Source organism: Limosilactobacillus sp. C0001E2 (genome assembly GCF_056590915.1).
Map to the genome: position 1 here is coordinate 229,631 of NZ_JBWPXC010000004.1, position 6,252 is coordinate 235,882.

5 protein-coding genes are annotated in these 6,252 nt (G+C 40.9%); 4 read left to right on the plus strand and 1 reads right to left on the minus strand.

Annotated features, from left to right (window positions below; all coding sequences use genetic code 11):
* Window positions 1-34 precede the first annotated feature (34 nt).
* Window positions 35-1,021: a choloylglycine hydrolase gene (bsh, locus tag AC1EKL_RS06215; RefSeq protein ID WP_480188914.1), complete on the minus strand. Its 987-nt coding sequence runs from the start codon at window positions 1,019-1,021 to the stop codon at window positions 35-37.
* Window positions 1,022-1,159: 138 nt separating this feature from the next.
* Between bsh and AC1EKL_RS06220 the strand changes: the two genes are divergently transcribed.
* The 4 genes from AC1EKL_RS06220 (at window position 1,160) to AC1EKL_RS06235 (ending at window position 5,815) form a co-directional block, all read left to right on the plus strand.
* Complete coding sequence (locus tag AC1EKL_RS06220) at window positions 1,160-2,335, plus strand: pyridoxal phosphate-dependent aminotransferase (protein ID WP_480188915.1); 1,176 nt, start codon at window positions 1,160-1,162, stop codon at window positions 2,333-2,335.
* A 136-nt stretch (window positions 2,336-2,471) separates the two neighbouring features.
* On the plus strand, window positions 2,472-3,389 hold the full coding sequence (locus tag AC1EKL_RS06225) for a hypothetical protein (protein WP_480188916.1): 918 nt from the start codon (window positions 2,472-2,474) through the stop codon (window positions 3,387-3,389).
* 147 nt (window positions 3,390-3,536) lie between these two features.
* Window positions 3,537-3,908, plus strand: coding sequence for a cupredoxin domain-containing protein (locus tag AC1EKL_RS06230; RefSeq protein ID WP_480188917.1), 372 nt, complete (start codon window positions 3,537-3,539; stop codon window positions 3,906-3,908).
* Window positions 3,908-5,815, plus strand: coding sequence for a copper-translocating P-type ATPase (locus AC1EKL_RS06235; protein WP_480190244.1), 1,908 nt, complete (start codon window positions 3,908-3,910; stop codon window positions 5,813-5,815). The genes AC1EKL_RS06230 and AC1EKL_RS06235 overlap by 1 nt, the downstream gene beginning before the upstream one ends.
* Window positions 5,816-6,252: the final 437 nt, after the last annotated feature.

The following is a 6,252-nucleotide window of genomic DNA, read 5'->3' on the forward strand; positions in this document are numbered from 1 at the left end:
TGGAACCCTATTTGTGGATCAGGTGTTTTAGATTTTAGTTCACATGATTGATTGCTTGTTGATTAATAAATGGGTAAGAAGTTAATTGCTCACCAGCTAAGTCGACCTTATTCATATCCACACAGTTGATTTGATTGTTGGTGTAGGTTGTGTAGTAAAGGCTTCCCTCATCTAGATCATAGCCGACCGTGTAAATTGTGTATTCAAACTTAGCGGGGTTAGTTGCAACTTGGTCAAGACCGCTTTGCTGTTCGACCGAATGCATTACGTGGAATAATTGAGTAATGTTGGCAATTTCATCATGCTCTGGCCAGTTGGCATTGTATTTATTAAAGGTAGCCCGAACAAAACGACTTTCAGCATCCATTCCACCAGGGAGGTTACGAGTACCTAATCCACGACTGTAATCAGTTAAGTTGACTTGGTCAGAAAAGGTGTTTGCAAGGGTGTTAGCTGATAAAGTACGGTAATTATTGAGGTTGAAGAGTTGCTTGGGGAATGAAGGGTTATTAGTTAATACACCAACGGGATCGTCATAAACATGGACACCATCGCGATCGCTTTCAACGACAATGGCGGATGTTTGATCAGCAATTAACCAGTGTAATGGAGAAGCCGGCAAGTCAGGACTGAATTGCCGGTTAGTAACGTTGACATTCGTTAATAATTTTTTAGCTTCATCAACAGTTGCACATTGACCTAAAACCCATGGGATTAATTCAAAGGAGGCCACATTTTTGGCCCCAGCTTTGCTGTCAGCGTAGAAAGCATTGTCAGGATAATTAAGGCCACCCATTGCTAGTCCGTGCTCATTGGCAGCGTCGAAGTATAAGGGATAGTCATTCATCACAGCAGCAACCCCGATTAAGGCATAATGTTGATTAAGATCATCAACTTCGTGAAAATTGAACGGCTTGTTACGTGGTGTAATCACCACCTGTTGGCCGTATGATAATTCTAAATCCAGATTGCGGCCAAAATAATGATGATTAGCCACAGTAAAACTCATTGCAGTACACATAATAAGACATCCTTTCCTGATAGAGTACTTATAAAACGATTTTAGTCAATTATAAGCCCTTTTTTGTCAACGAAAAAGGATTTGCTTTATAATAATAGTAGTGGTTAGTAATTTATTCTACCGAGGGGGTCGTTATTAATGGTTGAAATGAGTAAACACATGCGTGATTCATTACAAAATGTGCCGAGTCAAAAGATTTTTGATTTTTCTCAATTTACGAGCACGATTGATAACATTATTCAGTTAACGATTGGTGAACCGGACTTCAATACGCCGGAACATATTAAACAGGCGGGAATCCGAGCGATTGAGAATAATCATACTCATTATGCTCCACAACGTGGAACTGCTGGCTTATTAAAAGCAGTGAGTGACTATCTAAAGGACACGACGGGAGTTAATTATGACCCTCAGACGCAAATTTTGGTGACGAATGGGGTCAACGAAGGAGCGTTTGCGGCATTGAATGCAATTGTTAATCCGGGTGATGTTGTATTAGTGCCGACACCAACGTTTTCGATTTATACTGCTGACGTGGCCATTGCTGGCGGAACACCCGTGGAAGTCGACACTTCACCTGCAAACTTCCGCCTCACTCCAGAAATTTTAAAACCTTATTTGGCTAAGTATGGTGATCGGGTTAAGGCCGTTGTGGTAGTTAACCCATCTAATCCAACGGGAGTGGCGATGAATCAAGCGGAATTAGATGCAATTGCTGATTTAGTACGGGGCAAGAACATCTTTATTCTAGCGGATGAAATCTACAGTGAACTTTGGTACGATGGTCAAGCTGCTTCCATTACCAAGTCATTACCGGAACAGACAATTCTAGTCAACGGACTTTCTAAGAGCTATGCAATGACTGGTTGGCGAGTTGGCTACTTGGCGGCACCAAAGGATGTTGTAGCGAATATCTTTAAAGTTCATGCATTTGCGGTGACAGACGTGGCCACTTTTGTTCAGGATGCAGCCCAAGAGGCTCTAACAAACGGCCGTGAAGATTATCGACCGATGGAAGAGGCGTACATAAAACGTCGGGATGTAATGAAGTCAGCGCTATCGAAGATGGGGTGGCAGTGCACGGCACCTCAAGGAGCATTTTATATCTTTGCTCGGATTCCTGGTTTTCTAGACCAAGATGATGAGCAGCTTGCCTATGATATGGCTAAGAAAGCTAAAGTAGCCGCAACGCCAGGCTCTTACTTTGGTAAGGGCGGGGAACATTACATTCGTTTTAGCTATGCGACAGCGCTGGATAAAATCAAAGAAGCAATGACGCGGCTAGCGAAGTATTGCGCTGATCAGCAAAAGTAATTGTGATTAAAATACGAAATTTATTTAAAACAATCATGACACGGTTGAGAAATCAGCCGTGTTTTGTTATGTTAAGTTTGTTAGCTTGTGCTATGATAAAGCATAGTTTTGCGAAATGTTAAGAGGAGAGAAAAGAATGAAAAAAGTTTCTTTAAAAGGTTTTATTGCTGAATTAAGGTCCAGCATGAAGGGCGAATACTTTAACGCTCTGTGGCCAGTGGGTGGTTTCTTTATTATTTTTATCGCCCTCAGTGCAATCTTGATGTTCTTTTTCCAAGGGATTGCAAGTTCAATTATGATGAACATCATGATGGTTATGTATGGTATGACTTCAGCTGGCGCAATCGGACTAGCATTATTAGAATTGTTGGTTGCATTAGTGCTCATACTAGCAGTGAATTTTTTCTATGGATTTATTCAAGCAGCAATTCAATATGCGTATGTTGCCCGTTTTCGTAACACAGATACCAAGGTGACGGCAACGAGCATTTGGGCGCAATATAAGCGGCTGAACAAAAACCAACTATGGCGTCTGGCATTGTATATCGGCCTGTTCATGTTCCTGTGGACGCTCCCATTGGATATTGTTGCGGGAATTTTTGCACGTAATCAGGCGGTCGTTATTACCTGCCGCGGATTGAACTTACTTTTGGTGATCTGGAAGTCATTGCAATATTCTCAAGCTTATTTCTTATATAATGACCAGCGCCCTGAATTTCTGGGACAATCAATGCGGCATGCTTTAACGGCAAGTAAGCGGTTTATGCGCGGCTTAAAGTGGAACCTATTGCTAATTGCAGTTATCACGATTGTGTTACCAATTGTCGTTTGGCTTGCCATCTTTGGTGGCCTTGGTTACTATGGTATTTACACTGCCACTAACTTCTGGATTTGGTTTGGCTTTATCGTTGCTTTTCTTGGGGTAGTGGCTTGGTTGCCGGTAACTTATGCAGCAACAGCACTTTACTATCAACAAACAGCGCCTAAGCAAAATCTGGATACCATTTTTGCAGGGACCTTTAAATCAGTTGAAGAATTAACTGGTCAAAAATAATTAATAATCACTATTTATAGAAGAAAAATGACTGAGCAGGTGCTTGGTCATTTTTTATTGGCTTGGTGTTGACAAACGTAAACACTGGAACTAAACTAATAATACAAATTAAGATTACACGCGTAAACGAAAAGGATGGCGAGAGCGATGCAAACAATGATGATTTTAGTGATTGCGGTTCTATTAATTGGGACAATTATTTGGTGGTTCTTTGGTAAACATGAACAGGCGGTTGAAACTGCCCAAGCCCAAAATAACCATCAAGAGGCAACAGTGGTGGTTAAAGGTGGATACTCTCCAGAAACCATTATTTTGAAAAAGGGAGTTCCAGCAACACTTAACTTTGAAATGAAGGATTCAACCGCCTGTCTCTCACATGTGGTCTTTGATAAATTGGGAGTCGATCGTGATCTAACAAAGCAAAAGGTGACTAGTATCAATATTCCTACTGACCAAGCTGGTAACGTTGACTTTGCTTGTGGGATGAATATGTTTCACGGAAAGGTTGTTGTTAAATAATGCGGCTTAACATACAGAAACGGTTTTGGATTTCATTAATATTCAGCCTCCCTTTGTTAATTCAAATGATTTTGATGCCTTTCCACTTCATGATTCCCCACTATGAAGCAATGGCATTTATAGTGACGACAGTAGTTATGGTTGTTGGTGCGTGGCCGTATTGGGTTAGCGCATGGGCAGCGTTTTTAAGACATAATGCAAATATGAACACCCTAGTTGCAATTGGAACGCTGATTTCTTATGGGTATAGCATTTTTGCCATGACTACAGGCCGACCGGTTTATTTTGAAAGTGCTGCCTTCATTACTGTTTTTGTTTTGCTCGGCGATTTGATGGAAGAGCGAATGCATCGGCGGGCGTCAAATGCACTAGCAAAGTTGTTGGATTTACAGGTTAAACACGCCTTAGTTCATAAAAACGGTCAATATATCGCTACCCCAATTGAACAAGTTAAAGTTGGCGATGAAGTTCTCGTCAAACCAGGTGAAAAGATCCCGCTTGATGGGATTGTAACGAGTGGTTCGTCAACAGTTAACGAATCCATGATTACAGGAGAAAGTATGCCGGTTAGTAAGCGGCCTGATGATCAGGTTGTTGGCGCGACCGTCAATGGTGAAGGACGCTTGGCAGTGCGTGTTACTAAGGTGGGCCAAGAAACTATGCTGGCGCAAATCGTTGAAATGGTAAAGAAGGCACAGACGAGTCGGGCACCAATTCAAAATTTAACGGATAAAATTTCACAGTTATTTGTTCCGGCAGTTCTAATTATCGCGATTCTAACTTTTACAATCTGGACAACTTTTTTGTATGCCTCACTGGTTCAGGCGATGCTGTATGCGGTATCGGTAATTGTAATGGCTTGTCCCTGTGCGTTAGGTCTAGCGACCCCGACTGCGTTGATGGTTGGAACTGGACGTGCGGCTAAGCTAGGAGTTTTAATTAAAGAAGGACAAGCCTTAGAAATTGTTGATCAACTAAAAGCGGTGATCTTCGATAAGACTGGTACAATTACTACTGGTAAAACAGTTGTAACGGATGTGGTTGGCGATCAAAGATTAACTTTACAAATTGCCGGGAGTCTTGAGCAGGCTTCAGAACACCCGTTAGCGGATGCGATCGTTCGAAAAGCAAAGGAGACACAGATTCAATTCGCTCCGGTCGATCAGTTTAAAGCAGTCCGCGGTCATGGAGTTCAGGGAATGATTAAGGGTGAACTTGCATTTGTTGGTCGTCGAGAGATGGTCAGTCGATTGAGTGATGATTTGAAAGATCGTTGGAAGAAACTTGAATCAGAGGCTAAGACTGTGGTAGCCGTTTCGCTAAAAAAGCAAGTAGTGGGATTGATTGCAATTCAAGATGCACCTAAGCCGACGAGTGCTGAAGCAATTCAAAAATTAAATGCTCGTGGGTTACGAACGGTGATGTTAACGGGAGACAATCAAACGGTGGCTACGACAATCGGTCGACAAGTAGGAGTTCAAAAGGTAATTGCAGAAGTATTACCAAACGAAAAGGCAGACTATGTGACGCAGGAGCAAAACAGTGGCAAGGTTGCTTTTGTTGGTGATGGTATTAATGATGCGCCAGCGTTAGCAAAAGCAGACGTTGGAATAGCGATGGGTTCAGGAATCGATATTGCGATTGAGTCTGGTGAAATTGTGTTAGTGCAAAATGACCTTTTAGGAGTAGTTAAGGCATTAGAAATCAGTCGGAAGACTTTTGAGCGGATCAAGCTGAATCTTTTCTGGTCACTAATTTATAATGTAGTAGGCATTCCGATTGCGGCTGGGTTATTTGCTGGTTTTGGATTGGTTTTGAGTCCAGAAATAGCGGCGCTGGCAATGGCGTTTAGTTCTGTTTCTGTGGTTACTTTGTCACTAATGTTAAATCGAGTAAAGATCAATTAAGTTAGAATAAAATGGCGCTGCTTATTTGCATCGCCATTTTTAATGATTAAAAGTTCATATTTGAATTTAAGCTTGATTTTCTAAATCGAAAAAAGCTTAAAAAAGTTTATGATATTTTGTTGACAAACACTAGTGAGTAATTTATAGTATATAACCGTTGTCGCAATGATAACGAGATGCCAATTTCAAAATTTAAAAATTGTTGTTGACATTAATATTATAGTTTAGTAAACTATAATAGTTGTCTGTTAAAAGAAGCCTTGATAGTAATTTTAAATTATAAAAATTAACTATTGACTATTGACAGCTAACAGATGATATGTTAATATTTAATTGTTATTCCGCTCTTGTAAATAACATGGTAGACCTTTGAAAACTGAATAAAGTTTCGACGAATCAAATGTGTAGGGTCTTTGATCGGAAGATCAAAGCAAAAA

What these genes read in the sequence shown, in the direction of transcription:
- bsh (WP_480188914.1), bottom strand. Translation starts at nt 1,021, where the DNA reads ATGTGTACTGCAATGAGTTTTACTGTGGCTAATCATCATTATTTTGGC.
- AC1EKL_RS06220 (WP_480188915.1), top strand. Translation starts at nt 1,160, where the DNA reads ATGGTTGAAATGAGTAAACACATGCGTGATTCATTACAAAATGTGCCG.
- AC1EKL_RS06225 (WP_480188916.1), top strand. Translation starts at nt 2,472, where the DNA reads ATGAAAAAAGTTTCTTTAAAAGGTTTTATTGCTGAATTAAGGTCCAGC.
- AC1EKL_RS06230 (WP_480188917.1), top strand. Translation starts at nt 3,537, where the DNA reads ATGCAAACAATGATGATTTTAGTGATTGCGGTTCTATTAATTGGGACA.
- AC1EKL_RS06235 (WP_480190244.1), top strand. Translation starts at nt 3,908, where the DNA reads ATGCGGCTTAACATACAGAAACGGTTTTGGATTTCATTAATATTCAGC.